Origin of the sequence: Streptomyces sp. NPDC051561 (assembly GCF_044454195.1) — a bacterium.
Classification (GTDB): domain Bacteria; phylum Actinomycetota; class Actinomycetes; order Streptomycetales; family Streptomycetaceae; genus Streptomyces.
Genome location: NZ_JBITDM010000026.1, coordinates 65,408 through 81,657, shown reverse-complemented (window position 1 = coordinate 81,657; position 16,250 = coordinate 65,408). Strand labels below are relative to the sequence as shown.

Here is a 16,250-nt window from a genome sequence, read left to right as displayed (position 1 = left end):
GGGCCGCCCGCAGCACCCCCGAGGTACCGATTGGCCCAATGGCCGGGCGCTGTGCCTGCGGGGCGGCGGGGTAGTGCCGATCATGGGGTGATGAAACGTCGTCGGCTCGGCCGGCCCAAGCGGATCGCCCTGCTGGTCCTCGCCCTCGCGCTGCTGGCCTGCGGATACGCGGCCGGTGTCTCTCTGTGGGCGGCCTCCCGGATCCAGCACACCGACGCCCTCGACGACTACGCCGGGCGGCCCGCTCCCGGCAGGGGAGTGAACTGGCTGCTGGTCGGCTCCGACAGCCGCGAGAACCTCACCCCGCAACAGCGCAAGGAGCTCCACGTCGGCAACGACACCGGGCTCAACACCGACACGATCATGGTGCTGCACCACGGGGACAACGGCCCGTATCTCGTCAGCATCCCGCGCGACAGCTACGTGGCGGTCCCCGGCCACGGCAAGAACAAGATCAACGCCGCGTTCGCGCTGGGCGGGGCACCCCTGCTGAGCAGGACCGTCGAGCAGGCCACGGGGCTGCGGCTGGACCACTACGCGGAGATCAGCTTCCTCGGTCTCGTCGATGTGGTCGACGCCCTCGGCGGCGTGGAGATCTGCGTCGCGGCGGGCGGCCTGCACGACGAGAAGTCCGGGGCCGACTTCGACGCCGGCTGCCGGCAGATGAACGGCACCCAGGCTCTCGCCTACGTACGGGCCCGGTACACCGACCCACAGGGTGACCTCGGACGCGTCACCCGGCAGCGGCAGTTGGTGAGCGCGGTCTCCCACGAGGCACTCACCCCGTCGGCGCTGGTCCCCTGGAACCTGTTCCCCTTCCTGAGTGCCGCACTGGACGCGCTCACCGTCGACGACGGGGTGGGCGTGCGCGACCTGGCCCGTCTGGGGTGGCAGATGAAGGACCTCTCCGACGGCGACGGGTCCACCATGACCGTTCCGGTCGGCAGCGAACCGTACGTCCCCGGGGTCGGCGACGTCGTGGAGTGGGACGCCCCGGCAGCCGAAAAGCTGTTCACCGCCCTGCGCGAGGACGCCCCGGTCCCCGCCCGGAACAACGGCCGCTAGTGGCAAGGCCGTAGGGCCGGGAGACCGTCGGGGCGCCCGGGGTTCACCGCCGCTGGACGGGACGGTGCCTGACCTGAACCTGTCGCGCATGGGCCTGATTGTTCCTGTTTCTGTCACCGTTGTGATCACTAAAGTTCGGATGGCCCGCCTCCTGAGCTGGCACTACTGAACGTGCACCGCTTCGAGCGGTGCTGCGTTCCGACGGTCGGAAAGGTGGAATGTGTGATGCTGGCCAAGCTCGAAACCAGTGATTATGCACGTGCGAAACAGTTGTTTCCGGCTTCGTATCCCAACCTCGCGTTCGTACACGCGGTCCTCGACGAAGGCATCCCCGGACAGGTCTGGACCCAGACCGACCGGGAAGAGCCGGAGGCCTGCCTGATCGCCACTCAGGCGCCCTTCTGCTTCGCAGCGGGAGCGCTCTCGAAGACGTTCTTCACCGAGGCAGCCGCCCTCCTCGCCGGACACGGCGGCGTACAACTCGTCCTCCCACCCGGCGCCGGCACCGAGGAACTGGCCAGGCAGGCCGGATTCACCGCGGGGCAGCGCAGGCAGTTCAGCCGCCCCGATCAGGGGTGGAGACGCCCGGCAGTGACCGTCCCTGACGCGTACGAACTGGTCCGGATCGACGCCGAGACCTTCGCCGGACTCGAATCCCCCATGGCCCGCGGCATCTTCGGCACGCCCGACCAGTACGCCCGTCACTCCGTCGGCTTCGGGCTCCGCAGCCAGGGCCGGATCGTCGCCGACGCGCACGGGGTCGTCGGAGGCGGACTGATCGAGGCCGGTGTCTTCGTCGACCCCGGGCACCGCGGGCGCGGGCTGGCCCACCAGGTACTGGCAGCGGTCTGCGACTGGGGCGCCGACAACGGTCTGAAACCCATGACCAGCTGCCACGCGGACAAACAAGCGAGCATCGCGCTCTCCCACGGACTCGGACTCGTCGAGGACTTCCGCTACGCGACAGCGGAACTCGTATGACGCCCCTCCCCGTACTGGACACCGTTTCGGCCGGCGCCGTCTCACGCATGCGGGACCTGATCGAGCCGCATGTGCTGCGCACACCGTTGCTGCGCTCCAAGCGCCGCGGCCCCGCCGACTCCTACCTCAAGTGCGAGAACCTCCAGATCACCGACTCGTTCAAGGTCAGGGGAGCGTTCAGCGCCATCCACGGCTACCGCAGCTTCGAACCGGAGGTGTGGGAACGCATCCTGCGCGACGGCGTGGTCACCTGCAGTTCGGGCAACTTCGCCCAGGGCCTCGCACATGTCACCGCCGCGCTGGGCATCCCCTACTCGGTGGTGGTGCCGGAGTCGATACCCGAGGCGAAGCGGACCCAGATCCACTGGTACAACCCCCGGTCCCGGATCGTCGAAGTCCCCTACCCCGTCTGGCAGCAGACGATGGAGACCTCCCGGTACCCGGACCTCCCGGGGTTCTTCCTCTCCTCCGAGACCAACGCCTATGTCTCGCTCGGACTGGCCACGATCGGCCTCGAAGTCCTGGAGGACCTGCCGGACGTCGACGCGGTCCTCGTCCCCTACGGAGGCGGGAATCTCGCCTACAGCATCGCCTCACTGCTGCGGGACGCGGGCAGCGAAGTCCCCGTCTACGCAGTGGAGATCAGCACCGGCGCCCCGCTGACCGCCTCGCTCCGGGCCGGGCGCCCCGTCGCCGTCCCCTACCGCTCGTCCTTCGTCGACGGCATCGGGGCCGGCTTCGTCATCCCCGCCCAGTTCGAGCGTGTCCAGCACCGACTGGCCGGCGCCTTCACGGTGACCCCGCAGGAGACCGCGGACGCCCTGTCGTCCCTGGCGTTCACCGACAAGATCGTCTGCGAGGGGGCGGGGGCGGCCGCGCACGCCGCCGTGCTGAAGCACTCGGCGGCGTACGGCTGGAAGCGGCCCTGCGCCATCGTCAGCGGCGCGGTGATCGACCCCGACGTGTTCCTTCACACGCTGACCGGCGCCCGCGACACGGCCGGCCGCTGACACCGGGACGTCCCCGAAGGCCCACAGCCAAAACCCGGTACCTGCACATCAGCCCCAGCCCCACCCGCCCAAGGAGAGACATGTCCACGACCCTGCCCACCATCGTGCCCGTCAGCCCCGCCATCGGCGCCCGGGTACTCGACATCGACCTCTCCCAGGACCTCACGGACGAGACCTGGCAGATCGTCCACGACGCCTTCCACGCGCACAACGTGCTGGTCTTCCCCGGCCAGGACCTGACCGTCGAACAGCAGAAGAGCTTCACCCGGCGGTTCGGCGAACTCCTCGCCCACAGCCACCTGCTGCCCCTGACCGTGGAGGGCCACCCCGAGGTCATGGTGCTCCACAACAACGAGCAGAAGCCCCCGGGCCTCAACAGCTGGCACACCGACAACAGCGGTTGGGCCGAACCCCCGCTCGGCACCGCCCTCTACGCCAAGATCACGCCCGAGGTCGGCGGCGACACCCTCTACGGCAACATGTACCTCGCCTTCGAGACGCTCTCCGCGCCCATGCGGCAGATGCTGCTCCAGCTCACCGCGGTGCACGACGTCCGCAAGGCGTTCGGCGCGGACTACGCCACGCTGCAGAAGTCGCTGAAGAAGAAGGGCATCGACACCGACGAGCAGTTCGGCGCCGAGGAGCCGGTGGAACACCCCCTGATCCGCACCCACCCCGAGACCGGCCGGCAGGCTCTGTACATCTCGTCGCCGTACGTGACCCGGATCAACGGCCTCACCGACGCCGAGAGCCGCGCCCTGCTGGAATTCCTCTACCGGCACATCGAGACCAACGAGATCATCTACCGCCACCGGTGGACCACCGGAGACCTCGTCATCTGGGACAACCGCTGCACCCAGCACTACGCGGCAGCCGACTACTTCCCGAATGAGCGGTTGATGCACCGCATCAACATCGCCGGCGAGAAGCCCTTCCTCAAGGCCTGATCCATACGGCCTGAGCACCAAAGCCCCAAAGCCCCAAAGCCCCAAAGCATCAAAGCCCCCAGCAGCCCGTCCGTGCGGGCGCGTCCGCCGAAGAACAACGCGGACGCGCCCGTCGGACCGGTGCGCTACAGCTCCTTGATGCGGATGTCGCGGTACGAGACGACATCGGTCGTCCCGTGCACCTGGAGCCCGATGTACCCGGAGGCGAACCGGCGGCCGTCCGTGCCCGGATCGTCACCGCGCGGCGGCTCGAAGACCTGCCCGCCGCCGTTGTCGAACTCGTTGATCAGTACGCCGTTGCGCAGGATCGAGTAATGCTGACCCTGCACCCTGATCTCGTAGTCGTTCCAGGTGCCCTTGGGCGTGACGCCCGCGCCGCCGAGGCCGACCCGGTCGAAGCCGTAGAGCGAACCGGTCTTGTACATGTCGCCGTCCGGACGGTCCAGGATCTGCACCTCGTGCCCGTACTTGATGGCGACCCATTCCGGCCGCGGCTCCTCCGGGTGGTCGTGGACGTTCGGGAAACGCACGAAGACACCGGAGTTGGCGAAGTTGGTGTCACCGGGTGCGTCGTCCCGGAACTGGAGCTTCAGCGAGAAGTCCTCGTACTTCCTGGAGGGGAACCACAGCATGCCCATGCCGGGCACGGTGGTACTGCTGGTGAGCGTCCCGTCGCCGTTCAGACCGAACGAACCGCCGCCGACCTGCTGCCACTTCGCGAAGGAGGCGGCGGTGCCGTCGAACAGCGGACGGTAGCCCTCGGTCTGACCCGGCTTGCCGATGCCGGACTTCTTGGCGGCGGCGTAGATCTTCCTGTGCTCGCGCTGGTCGATCACGCCGTCGGCGAGGAGCTTGTCGAGCACCGTGTCGACGTGCTTGAGGAACAGGGCGTGCGAGGTCCACTCCTTCTCGTCCTCGATCAGCTCGCCGATGGTGCACCGGCCACGGGTGAGACGGTTCGGCACACCGGTGTCGACGGTCCCGACGAAGACCGTCAACCGCTCGTCGAACTCAGGGCAGTTGGGGGCGGGTACCCCACCGCCGGGCGCCACGTCCAGCGACACCTTCGTCGGCTCGGCGGTGTTGCCCGCCTTGTCGGTGGCCCGGTGCAGCAGGGTGTGGTGGCCGACCCGGTCGATGATCACCGGGGTGGTGTAGGCGAGGTAGGGGCCGCTGTCGAGCGAGTACTCGACCTTGTCGACACCGGAGCCCCCGGCGTCGGTCGCCGTGACCGTCACCTTCGCGGATCCGAGGTAGGCGCCGTCGGAGTTCCTGGTGCCCGTCACGGTCGAAGCTGTCACCGGCGGGGTCCTGTCCTGGGTGGGCGGGACGACGACCGTGAAGTCGACGGCCTTCTCGGCGGCGACGTTCCCCGCCCGGTCGCTCGCCCGGTAGCGGACCTTGTGGACACCGGCCTCGTGCACCATCACGGGTGCGGTGTAAGCCGTCCAGGCGCCGTCCGCCCCGAGCGCGTACTCGATCCGGTTGACGCCCGAACCGGTGTCGGACGCGGTCGCGGTGACCGTCGCCATGCCGACGTAACGGCCCTGATCGTCCTTCTCCCCGGTCACGGTCGCCGAGGTCTCCGGCGGCGTTGTGTCGTCGGTCGGCGGCGCCACCACCTTGAAGTCGACGGCCTTCTCCGCGGCCGTGTTGCCCGCCTTGTCGGTGGCCCGGTAGCGGACCTTGTGCGTACCGACCTCGTGGATCATCACGGGTGCGGTGTACGGGGTCCAGGCGCCGTCCGTCCCGAGCGCGTACTCGGTCTTCTCGACGCCCGAGCCGCCCTCGTCGGTCGCGGACACGGTCACCGTGGCGTGCTGGAGGTAGTCGCCGTCCGCGTTGCGCTCCCCGTCGACCTTCGCGGAGGTCTCGGGCGCGGTGGTGTCGGGGCCGCCGCCGTCAGTGACGGTGAGGATGCCCTGCATCGAGCCGTGGCCCGGGATGGTGCAGTGGAAGCGGTAGCGGCCGGGGGTCAGGGTGACCTCGGCGGTGTGCTTTCCGCCCTGGGCGTCACTGGGGTTGGCGAGGATGTTCAGCGGCACGTCGTGGTTGTACTCGGGGTCCGACACGTCGAAGGTCAGCGTGTGCGGCATGCCCGTGGTGTTGCCGGTCGCTGTGCTGTTCTCGAAGACGATCGTGGTGGGTCCCGCGACCGCCGTGGTGGGGAACGTCAGATAGCGGTCGATGGGGTCACCGGCCGTCCAGGTGAGCGTCTGCGCGGCCTGCTTCGCGCCGTTGTCGCCGCGCCCGTACGCGGCCGTCGACGCCAGCCCGAGAACCATCACCAGCGCGGCCAGAACAGCCGCCCAGACGCGGGCGGTTGAATTCCTGCGTGAACTCCTGGAGAGCACTCACCTCACCTCCTTCTTGACCACGTCCGCGGCGGCCGGGGTCGGCTCGCCGCCCTTGTACGTCACACGCCACAGCGCCGACTTGTCGTCGAGGGTGAAGAAGCCCCGACCGTAGTCCAGGACGTAGAGCGAGCCGTCGGGGGCGAACTTCCAGTCCATGAGGTTGCGGATGCCCGACGCCCCGACCGGAATGATCTTCTTCAGTGACTCGGCGTGCGTGGGCAGCCCGCCCCTGCCGACCGTCTTCGGGTCGGTGAGTACGGCGTGCCGCGGCTGGTCACCGTCGTAGAAGTCACCGACGAACCACTTGCCGTCCCAGTACGACGGCCACTTGTCCTTGCTCTCGCTCGCCGCGTCGAAGCGGTAGACCGGCCCGTTCATGGTGGCCTGGCCGCCGCCCTTGAGCCAGGGCAGCAACAGCTTCTGCTCGGAGACCTTGTAGCTGGGAATTCCGTTGGCGTCGCGGGGGTAGTCGGGTGCGCCGCCCTGCGGGGAGTACCAGATGGTGTTGGGAGTGACGGGCGGCAGGTTCACCAGGCCGTCGTTGTTCGGGGACTCGTTCTTGGGGCTCTCGCAGTCGTACCAGCCCAGCGGCTTCTCCGGATCGGGCAGGTTGCGGTCCCGGTAGGGCTGGTTGTTGCCCATGCAGTACGGCCAGCCGTGGTTGCCCGGCTTGGTGATCGCGGCGAAGGTGTCGTACTTCGCGGGCCCCCAGGTGGTGCTGGGCTCACCGGCGTCCGGGCCGACCCAGCCGGCATACAGCACGTCGGTCTTGGGGTCGATGGCGATGCGTGCCGGGTTGCGTACGCCCATCACATAGATCTCGCCGCGGGTCTTGCCGCCGCCCTCGTCGGGTTCCTGGCCGGTGAAGAGGTTCCCGGCGGGGAGGGTGTAGGTGCCGTCGTCCTCGGGGTGGATGCGCAGGATCTTGCCGTTGAGGTTGTTGGTGTTGCCCGCGGTGCGGCGGGCGTCGGCGTAGGACACGCCCTTGAAGTTGGGCTTGGGGTTGTTTCCGGAATAACCCCCGCTGAACTGGGAGGAGTTGTTGTCACCGGTCGCGATGTACAGGTTCTGCTTCGAGTCCCAGGCCATTCCGCCGCCCGCGTGGCAGCAACTGTGGATCTGCACCGGCCAGTTGAGCAGCACCTTCTCGCTCGCCAGGTCGAGCTGGTTGGTGCCCGGGTCCAGGGTGAAGCGGGAGACCCGGCGCTCCGCCATGTGCGTGTCGCGGTTGATCCGCGAGTGGGGTGTGTAGTGCAGATAGACCCACCCGTTGGAGAGGAAGTCCGGGTCGAGTTCGACGCCCAGCAACCCCTCCTCGTTCTTGATCAGCTCGTCGCCGCCGCCCTTGTTGCCGAAGACGGTGAGGGCGCCCGCGAAGGTGACCTTCTTCGTCTTCGGGTCGTAGACGTGGACCTGGCCCTGACCCTTGCCGATGTCGGGACTGTTCCAGTCGGTGACGACCGGAGCGTTGCCCGCCGCACCGCCCCGGCCGATGTACACGACGCGGCCGTCCTTGGCGACGACCAGGCCGTGGGGCTCGCCGACCTGGTCGGTCTGCCCCGGCTGATTGGGTGAAGTGACGCGCTCCGAGGCGTAGTTGGCGTTGATCGCGGCGCGGCAGTCGGCGCGCTCCAGCCGGGTGGTCCAGAGCAGGGCGCCGCGCAGATGGTCGCGGAAGTCCGTCTCGGCGAAGGCCTCGGCGGTGCCGCCCATACCGGTGTAGAAGGAACGGCCGCCGTCGTAGTCACGGCACCAGGAGATGGGGTGGTCGGCGCCGTTCGCACCGGTGCCCGGCTGGTAGGTCGCCTCGCGGACCCGGGCGACGGTGTGTACGCCGCCGGACGGATTGGTGGTCCAGTTGAGCCACTTGTCGGGGCGCTTCCACTCCAGCGGGAGCGACCTGGCCGCCGGGTGCTGCCGGTCGCCGACCTCGACGGTCGCGCGCTGTACGGCGGTGGGGCTGCCCGCGGCGGCGCGGGCGCCGACCAGGCCGCCGAACCAGTCCGAGTACGGCTCGGTGCGGGCGGCGTCGTGAATCCCGAGGAATCCGCCGCCCGCCTCCATGTACGCCTCCAGACCGGCTTCCTGCTCCGGGTCCAGGACGTCGCCGCCGCCGGTCAGGAAGACCACCGCGTTGAACTTGCCGAGGCGGGGCTTGGTGAAGACGGTCGCGTCATCGGTGGCCACCACGCTGAACCGCTGGGCGGCCGGCCCGGAACCGCCGATCTTCTCGACGGCCTCGATGCCGGCGTTGACGTTGGGTGCCTCCACGCCGGAGGCGGAGGCGTGGAAGACCAGGACCTTGACGGTGGTGCCGCTGCCGGGCGGAGTGGGCAGGGACAACGTTGTCCTGACCCTGGCCTTCATGGCCTCCCTGGCCTTCAGGGCTTCGCGCGCCTCCCGGGCTTCGCGTGCCTTCGCGGCCGACGGGGCCGGGTCGTCGGGATACGGCCGGGCCGACGCCGACGTACCGCCGAGAAGCGAGACGGCGAGGGCTCCCGCCGTGAGAACTGCCGCCCAGGCGCGGCGGGTTGGTCTTGACCGGTGACGTGGAATTGCGCTCTGCGAATGCTGCACAGGTACTCACCCATCCCTCTGTGGCTCAGTAGTCACAGGAACAGCCGATGAAGCTAGACCCCTTTTCCCGACTCGCCAAGAGGTATGACCGGACTGAACCCAACTTTGTCCTGAGTGTGGATAAACCGGCGGGGCGCCGCTACGGTGACGCCGTCAATCTCCGTACGAGGATGGGGAGTTCGGCATGAACAGACGTAGCTTCAACAGGCGCCTGCTGCTGGGCGGAACGGCAGTGGCCGCGACCGGCACGACCGCCCTGACATCGTTGTCCTCGCCGCCTTCGGTCCACGCGGCCACCGCGGACACCCCGCCGAGGACCGCCCCCGCCGGCGGCCAGGTCCGTCATCTCAAGATGTACGCGGAGAAACTCGCAGGCGGTCAGATGGGCTACGGCTTCGAGAAGGGCAAGGCCTCGGTGCCCGGCCCGCTGATCGACATCAATGAGGGCGACACCCTCCACATCGAGTTCGAGAACACCATGGACGTCGCGGCCAGCCTCCATGTGCACGGCCTCGACTACGACATCGCCAGCGACGGCACGAAGATGAACCGCAGCCACGTCGAACCCGGCGGCACCCGCACCTACACCTGGCGCACCCACCTCCCCGGCAAACGCAAGGACGGCACCTGGCGGGAGGGCAGCGCGGGCTACTGGCACTACCACGACCACGTGGTCGGTACGGAGCACGGCACCGGCGGCATCCGTAACGGCCTCTACGGCGGGGTGATCGTCCGGCGCAAGGGCGACCTGCTCCCGGACAAGACGTTCACCATCGTCTTCAACGACATGTCGATCAACAACAGCCCGGCCCACCAGAGCCCCGACTTCGAGGCCACGGTGGGCGAGCGGCTCGAAGTCGTCATGATCACCCACGGCGAGTACTACCACACCTTCCACATCCACGGTCACCGCTGGGCGGACAACCGCACCGGCCTGCTGACCGGCCCGACGGACCCCAGCCGGATCGTCGACAACAAGATCACCGGCCCGGCGGATTCCTTCGGCCTCCAGATCATCGCCGGTGAGGGAGTGGGAGCGGGTGCCTGGATGTACCACTGCCACGTCCAGAGCCACTCGGACATGGGAATGGCCGGCCTCTTCCTGATCGCCAAACCGGACGGCACGATCCCGGGCCACGACCCGCACCACTGAGAACCGGCGTCCGGCACGGGCACAGGGCTGCGAGAAGGTCCCTCTCGTGTGCGCGCAACCGGTTCGGCACCGGGAGGCGCGTGTTCCCCCCGGTGCCGTTCTCGACGGCGGACACGGCTCCGGGCCGCGGAGACCCCCGGCCCCCTGGCGCGTCGGTTGCCCGGCGCACGCCCGGTCCGCAGTGGCCCAGCTGTCCGCTCCGCCTTGTGCCCGATCATCCGCCAAGGTCCCGTGGCAGTCATTGGCCGTGAGCGCACGCAGTCTTGTACTTGCGCGCAGTTCCACGCGGCCCTCGGACCGCGCCCGGGGTCAGGTCCTGCCGTACCCCCGGACGCTCCTGCGGTACTCCGCGGGCGGCATCCCGTAGGCCCGCTTGAAGAGGTGGCTGAACCCGGCGGGGTCCGCCAGACCGTTGCGGGCGGCCACCGCGTGCACGGGAAGGTGGTTCAGGTGCCGGTCGGTCAGATCGGAGCGGCACCGTTCGAGCCGTCTGCGGCGGATCAGCGCGGACACCGTCTCGGACCGCTGCTTGAAGAGGTGATGGACAAGGCGTACGGAGACATGGTGGTGCGCGGCGATGCTGTGCGGGGTGAGCTGCGGATCGGCGAGGTGCTGTTCGATGAACCTCTCCATGCAGGCCAACAAAGCCGCTCCGCGCGTCTCCGGCTCCAGGCGGGTCCACCCGCCGAGCCGCGTCGCCAGGAACGCGTGCACCAGCCGCATCGTGGCCTCCCCGACTGCCGCACCTTCCGCGTCCGTCAGATGCGGCGCCTCGTCGAGCAGGGCCCGCAGATGCCGGGCGAGCAGGGTGCCGATGCCCGGGGCGGCCGGGAGCGCAGTGGCGAGCGACCTGCGGATCTGCTCCTCGGGGAAGGGCAGCAGCGCTCTGGGCAGGTCCAGCACCATGCCCTGCCCCGTGCGGGCTCCCCCCACCCCGCCGTGCGTGACCAGACCGGTGTACGGCCGCGAGGAGCTCCACATGACGAAGTCGCCGCCGCCCAGCCGGGCTACACGCCGCTCCTGAGCCACGCTCATCGTCCCGCTCAGCACCAGCGTCAGTTCGTACGTCTCCGGGTCGGACTGCCTGATCAGACGCGCCGTCCGCTCGGAGTGCAGCGTGGGGAACCCCATGACGGTCGCCCGCAGAGGACCGGCGGAGAGCATGCCGACCCTTCCGGCGAAGTCGTCGGCGTGCTCACTGCTGATCCGGGTGGGGGCCGCGCCCCGGCCGACCTCCTGGCACCACCAGTCGAACCGGTCCTCGCGCGGCAGCGACATGGTGTCTACGACATGGAACAACCTGGCCCCCCTCGTGCTGATCCCGGCCCGCGCCCCGCGGTCCGGGCGGGGTGAGCGGCATGCACCCTCCAGGCCGATTGTTCCCGGTACCGGGTACGCCGGTAAGGCGTTCGTCTGCCATGTACGGACCGGTACGGCTGTCCCGGGTGGGACCGCACGCCCCCGGCCCCATGGGCGTTCGAGCCGGGCGGCGGGCGGCCGGACACGGGCTCTCTCGCGCCGTTGCGCGCGGTGGTTCACACCGTGGCGCGCTCGGCCCGTGCCGATGCGACGGCCGCGTCGGTGTCGGCGGTGGCCAGGTCGGCGTTGATGTGGGCACCCGCCAGGGCGCCGGCCGCGGCGGAGGCGCCGACCTGGGCGGACGCATCGGTGGCATTGCCCGCCACCCAGACTCCCGGCACTTCGGTCTGTCCTGCCATGCCGGCGGCGAAGCACCGGCCCATCGCGTGGGGCAGCTCCTGCGTCGGCAGCCGCAGGTCCTCCAGGCCCTCGGATCGGGCCCGCATGATGGTCACGACGGAAAGGACACCGCGCGCCACGGTGCTGCCGTCGGCCAGGCGCACTCCGGCGACGGAGCCGTCCGAGTCCCGGACGACCGCCTCGACCGGCGTGTCCACGACGCGGATGCCCCGGGCGGCGAAGCGCGCGCGGGCGTCCTCGTCCAGCTCGGTGCCCCGGACGAAGTAGACGAGGTCATCGGTCAACTGCCGGAACAGCAGCGCCTGGTGCAGCGACGCCGGCCCGGTCGCCAGGACGCCGATGGCCTCGTCGCGGACCTCCCAGCCGTGGCAGTACGGGCAGTGCACCAGCCCGCGCCCCCAGTGCTCCGCCAGCCCGGGAATGCCGGGCAGCTCGTCCCGCAGACCGGTGGCCACCAGCAGGCGCCGCGCGGTCAGGGTGCGGCCGTCGGCCAGGGTCACGGTGAAACGCGCATCACCCTCGAACGCCTCTGTGCCGTCCGCCGGTACGGCCGATGTCACCTCGCCGTCGACAATCGAGCCGCCGTACCGGCGCACCTCCTCCCGGCCCTTCCCGTACAGCTCTGCGGGCGGGGTGCCGTCCAGCCCGAGCAGGCCGTGCACGCCCTCGGCCGGTGCGTTGCGCGGGGTGCCGCTGTCGATCACCACGACGGAGCGGCGGGAGCGGGCGAGCATCAGCGCACCGTTCAGACCTGCCGCACCGCCGCCGATCACCACGACGTCGACGGTCCGGCCGGGCGGTGCCTGGTGCGTACGGGTCGCGGCAGTCGTCACAGACATGTCCTCACGTCCTTCTCTTCGGTTCCTCCGTGGCCTCGGCCTTTCCGGCTGGGGCATCCACGGACGACGGTAACCGTGATTTGCGCCAGAGGCACAGAGCCTTGCGTATAACGCAAGAGGAGGTGTGGGCTCCGTATGTCCCGGCGGACCGTGAGGCCGGCGCCCCGGGCCACCACCCCAACGCCGGAGGCGCGCACCACCTGAGTGGTGCGCGCCTCCGCCGTCGCTGTGACGTCCGTTCCAGGACCCCGGTGTCAGCCGCTCGTGGACAGGGCCCGCTGCCCCGCCCGCCCGGTCTGCCGCCAGCACCCGTCCGTGTCCTGCTCGGCCAGACCTCGCTCGGCGAGCTCGGTCAGGTGCTTGAGTACGGTGCGCCCGGTGTAGCCGGCACGGTCGGCCAGCTCCGGCACGGAGCTGCCCTCTTCTCTCAACTCCGCCCACGTACGCCGCACATGGCGCCCCAGATCGCCCCCGAGCGACTCGGTGTCATCTCCGTCGGACGGCCCGGACGGCCCGGACGGCACGACGGCAGCCTTGGACGGTGCGGGAATCGGCACCGAAGGAGCCCGTCGTCCCGCAGGCACGGCAGCCACCGGCTGGGGCGTCACCCGTCCGGCGGTGGGAGCCGCGGTGTGCGGCTGTGCGGCTGGGCGCTCGCGGTGGGGCGAACGAGTCGCCGAGACGGGCCGAGGAGTCCGGTTGACCGTGCGGTGTCGACGGCCCTTCTGTTTCTTGCTCATCCCTCACTCTTTCCGGTCACATTCGGCAGGTACTCCTGTGCAACGAGATAAATGCCGAAACGAATCGCTTCACCGTGAGATGGCCCTGTTCTCGTACCGCGGCGACCGGGATCCGCGGGTAATTCGATTGCGTCCACGGCCCGCCTGCTGCATCGTGCGACGAGCAATCCGCACACCCGCTGCAAGGAGTCCTGACATGCGCCGACTCTCCGCGTTCCCTCCGAAGGTCATTCCCACCTCTTCAGAGAACCGGATTGTCAGTGCACACGGATTCACCCACCTCGACGGGCGGACGCACCCACGCGCACCCCGTCTCCTCCCCGCACGCAGCTGACGCCCTCAATCTGGGCATCCTCGCCCATGTGGACGCGGGCAAGACGAGCCTCACCGAACGGCTCCTGCACTTCGCAGGCGTCGTCGACGAGATCGGCAGCGTCGATGCGGGCAGCACCCACACCGACAGCCTCGCGCTGGAACGCCGACGAGGGATCACCATCAAGTCCGCCGTCGTCTCGTTCGCGCTCGACGGCCGTACGGTCAACCTCATCGACACCCCCGGACACCCCGACTTCATCGCCGAGGTGGAGCGGGTCCTCGGCGTGCTCGACGGCGCCGTGCTGGTGGTGTCGGCCGTCGAGGGCGTACAGGCCCAGACCCGTGTCCTGATGCGCACCCTGCGGCGCCTGCGCATCCCCACCCTGATCTTCGTCAACAAGATCGACCGCAGGGGAGCCGGCGACACCGACCTCCTCCGCTCCCTCGCCGACAGGCTCACCCCCGCCCTCGCACCCCTGGGAACAGTGCGTGACGCCGGCCTGCCCACCGCCTCGTTCCATCCCCACCCGGAGGAGGACGCGGACTTCGCCGACCGACTCGGCCAGTGCCTCGCGGAACAGGACGACACCGTCCTCTTGGCGTACCTGGACGCCCTGCCGCACCCCTTGCCGCCCGCCCGGCTGCACCAGGAACTCCTGCGCCAGACCCAACAGGCCCGGATTCACCCGGTGTTCTTCGGTTCGGCCATCACGGGCGCCGGGATCGACGCCCTCGCCGGCGGCGTCACGCAACTGCTGCCACGCGCCGGAGGAGACCCGGACAAGCCGGTGTCGGGCACTGTCTTCAAGGTCGAGCGAGGCGCGTCCGGGGAACGGACCGCGTACGTCCGGCTGTTCGACGGCACGGTGCGCGTACGCGACCACGTCACCCTCCAGCAGGAACAGGGGAGCGCCCGCGAGGCCAGGGTGACCGGGGTACGGGTGTTCGCCGAGGGCGCGGTCGCCCGCGCCGGGTCCGTCGCGGCCGGTCGGATCGGCCAGCTGCTCGGCCTCACCGACGTACGCGTGGGAGACACCATCGGCAGGCCCGGACCCCGTACGGCCGCAGGCCACCACTTCGCCCCGCCCACCCTGGAATCGGTCGTCGAACCGGACCTCCCGGCAGACCGCGCCGCACTGCACGCCGCGCTCGTGCAACTCGCCGAGCAGGACCCGCTGATCGGGCTGCGGCACGACGAGATCCGGCACGAAATCTCCGTCTCGCTGTACGGGGAGGTGCAGAAGGAGGTCATCGGGACCACGCTCGCCGAGGAGTACGCGATCCCCGTGACGTTCTCCGCGACGACCACCATCCATCAGGAGATCGTCGTCGGCACCGGACAGGCACACGAAACGATGGGGGAGGACGGCAACCCCTTCTTCGCGACCGTCGGCCTGCGCGTGGAACCGGGCCCGGCCGGCAGCGGCGTGACCTACCGGCTCGGGGTCGAACTCGGCTCCATGCCGCACGCGTTCATGCGCGCGGTGGAGGACACCGTCCGCGACACCCTCCAACAGGGTCTGTACGGCTGGCAGGTCGGCGACTGCGCCGTCACCCTGACGCACTCCGGGTTCAGCTCCGTGATGAGCACCGCCGGAGACTTCCGCCGCCTCGCCCCACTCGTCCTGATGTCCGCCCTGCGCAGCGCGGGGACGACGGTCCGCGAGCCCCTGCACGACTTCCGCCTCGAAGTCCCCGCCCGGGCCCTCGGCCAGGTCCTGCCGGTCCTGGCCCGATTCCGTGCGCTCCCCGCTCCACCGCAGGTCGAGCGGTACGGCTACCTGCTGACCGGGGAGATCCCGGCAGCCGCCGTCCACGCCCTGGAACGCCGGCTCCCCGGCCTCACCGGCGGAGAGGCCCTCTGGGAATCCTCCTTCGCCCGCCACCGCCCGGTCACGGGAACCCCGAAGCCCCCCGCCCGGCCGCGCACCGACCACAACCCCCTGCACCGCAGGGAGTACCTGCTGCACGTCGTACGCAGGGTGTGAGGTCTTCGCACGCGTACGACCGGACCGTCCGGCGTCCCCCGGTGCCCGCGGGCAGTGCATGGCAGACTTGCCCAGGCTGCCTACCGGCTGCCGACAGGACCTGCGCCGAGGTGGGGCCGTGCGCGCGCCACCACCTGGACGGCGCCCGGGCACGCCGCCCTTGGCGCGTTGGTACGTACTCGAAAGGGCGTAAACACATGGCAAAGGCCACCGCACGTCACATCCTGGTCCGCAGCGAGGAGCGGGCGTCGGAGCTGAAGGCGCTGATCGAGGGAGGGATGGACTTCGCCGAGCTGGCCAAGGCGAATTCCACCTGCCCCTCCTCGCGCCAGGGCGGTGACCTCGGTTCGTTCGGGCCGGGGCAGATGGTCAAGGAATTCGACACGGTCGTCTTCTCCGCCCCGGTGGGCACGGTCCAGGGCCCGGTGAAGACCCAGTTCGGGTACCACCTCATCGAAGTCACCAGCCGGGACAACTGACCCAGCAGGAACAACCGACCCACTGAGCCGGGCTGCGCCCTTCGCAGCCCGGCTCGCGCGGTGAGGGCGGCCCGCCGCGC

12 protein-coding genes are annotated in these 16,250 nt (G+C 69.8%); 7 read left to right on the top strand and 5 right to left on the bottom strand.

Going from position 1 to position 16,250, the window contains the following annotated elements; genetic code table 11:
* Nucleotides 1-90: 90 nt before the first annotated feature.
* From ACIA73_RS36085 to ACIA73_RS36070, 4 genes are all read left to right on the top strand, one after another.
* Nucleotides 91-1,065, top strand: coding sequence for an LCP family protein (locus ACIA73_RS36085; protein ID WP_399443177.1), 975 nt, complete (start codon nt 91-93; stop codon nt 1,063-1,065).
* 213 nt (nt 1,066-1,278) lie between these two features.
* Nucleotides 1,279-2,046 (top strand): GNAT family N-acetyltransferase, encoded by a 768-nt coding sequence (locus ACIA73_RS36080; RefSeq protein WP_399443176.1) that lies wholly within the window; start codon nt 1,279-1,281, stop codon nt 2,044-2,046.
* Nucleotides 2,043-3,056 (top strand): threonine/serine dehydratase, encoded by a 1,014-nt coding sequence (locus tag ACIA73_RS36075; RefSeq protein ID WP_399443175.1) that lies wholly within the window; start codon nt 2,043-2,045, stop codon nt 3,054-3,056. The genes ACIA73_RS36080 and ACIA73_RS36075 overlap by 4 nt, the downstream gene beginning before the upstream one ends.
* 80 nt (nt 3,057-3,136) lie before the next feature.
* Nucleotides 3,137-4,003, top strand: coding sequence for a TauD/TfdA dioxygenase family protein (locus tag ACIA73_RS36070; protein WP_399443174.1), 867 nt, complete (start codon nt 3,137-3,139; stop codon nt 4,001-4,003).
* Between the two features lie 125 nt (nt 4,004-4,128).
* Here the strand turns inward: ACIA73_RS36070 and ACIA73_RS36065 are convergent, their stop codons facing one another.
* Both ACIA73_RS36065 and ACIA73_RS36060 read right to left on the bottom strand, forming a co-directional pair.
* The gene (locus ACIA73_RS36065; protein ID WP_399443201.1) at nt 4,129-6,288 is read right to left on the bottom strand and encodes an OmpL47-type beta-barrel domain-containing protein; all 2,160 of its coding nucleotides are present in this window, start codon (nt 6,286-6,288) and stop codon (nt 4,129-4,131) included.
* 69 nt (nt 6,289-6,357) lie between these two features.
* Nucleotides 6,358-8,727 (bottom strand): ThuA domain-containing protein, encoded by a 2,370-nt coding sequence (locus ACIA73_RS36060; protein WP_399443173.1) that lies wholly within the window; start codon nt 8,725-8,727, stop codon nt 6,358-6,360.
* Between the two features lie 394 nt (nt 8,728-9,121).
* On the opposite strand from ACIA73_RS36060, the gene ACIA73_RS36055 reads away from it, so the two are divergent.
* The gene (locus ACIA73_RS36055; RefSeq protein ID WP_399443171.1) at nt 9,122-10,090 is read left to right on the top strand and encodes a multicopper oxidase domain-containing protein; all 969 of its coding nucleotides are present in this window, start codon (nt 9,122-9,124) and stop codon (nt 10,088-10,090) included.
* A gap of 309 nt (nt 10,091-10,399) precedes the next feature.
* Here the strand turns inward: ACIA73_RS36055 and ACIA73_RS36050 are convergent, their stop codons facing one another.
* From ACIA73_RS36050 to ACIA73_RS36040, 3 genes are all read right to left on the bottom strand, one after another.
* Complete coding sequence (locus ACIA73_RS36050) at nt 10,400-11,389, bottom strand: helix-turn-helix domain-containing protein (protein ID WP_399443170.1); 990 nt, start codon at nt 11,387-11,389, stop codon at nt 10,400-10,402.
* 236 nt (nt 11,390-11,625) lie between these two features.
* Nucleotides 11,626-12,648, bottom strand: a complete 1,023-nt coding sequence (locus ACIA73_RS36045) for an NAD(P)/FAD-dependent oxidoreductase (RefSeq protein WP_399443168.1) — start codon at nt 12,646-12,648, stop codon at nt 11,626-11,628.
* A 254-nt stretch (nt 12,649-12,902) separates the two neighbouring features.
* The gene (locus ACIA73_RS36040) at nt 12,903-13,388 is read right to left on the bottom strand and encodes a hypothetical protein (RefSeq protein ID WP_399443167.1); all 486 of its coding nucleotides are present in this window, start codon (nt 13,386-13,388) and stop codon (nt 12,903-12,905) included.
* Nucleotides 13,389-13,732: 344 nt separating this feature from the next.
* On the opposite strand from ACIA73_RS36040, the gene ACIA73_RS36035 reads away from it, so the two are divergent.
* Nucleotides 13,733-15,691, top strand: a complete 1,959-nt coding sequence (locus ACIA73_RS36035) for a GTP-binding protein (protein WP_399443200.1) — start codon at nt 13,733-13,735, stop codon at nt 15,689-15,691.
* 197 nt (nt 15,692-15,888) lie between these two features.
* Nucleotides 15,889-16,170 (top strand): peptidylprolyl isomerase, encoded by a 282-nt coding sequence (locus ACIA73_RS36030; RefSeq protein WP_399443166.1) that lies wholly within the window; start codon nt 15,889-15,891, stop codon nt 16,168-16,170.
* The last annotated feature ends 80 nt before the right edge of the window (nt 16,171-16,250 follow it).